General features: G+C 57.1%; 1 tRNA gene. It reads left to right on the forward strand.

What is annotated here, in order from left to right:
• Positions 1–58 precede the first annotated feature (58 nt).
• A tRNA-Leu gene (locus tag C9J34_RS20640) sits at positions 59–147 on the forward strand.
• Positions 148–210 lie beyond the last annotated feature (63 nt).

Raw genomic sequence — 210 nt, forward strand, 5'->3', positions numbered from 1 at the left:
CACCACCTTGCCAAGGTGGGGGTCGCGAGTTCGAACCTCGTCTTCCGCTCCAAAATGTGCCGGGGTGGCGGAACTGGCAGACGCACAGGACTTAAAATCCTGCGGTAGGTGACTACCGTGCCGGTTCGATTCCGGCCCTCGGCACCATTTAAAAAAGCGCCCGTAGCTCAATTGGATAGAGCGTCTGACTACGGATCAGAAGGTTATGGG

It is taken from the genome of Metasolibacillus meyeri, assembly GCF_003049505.1.
In the GTDB taxonomy this organism is placed as follows: domain Bacteria; phylum Bacillota; class Bacilli; order Bacillales_A; family Planococcaceae; genus Metasolibacillus; species Metasolibacillus meyeri.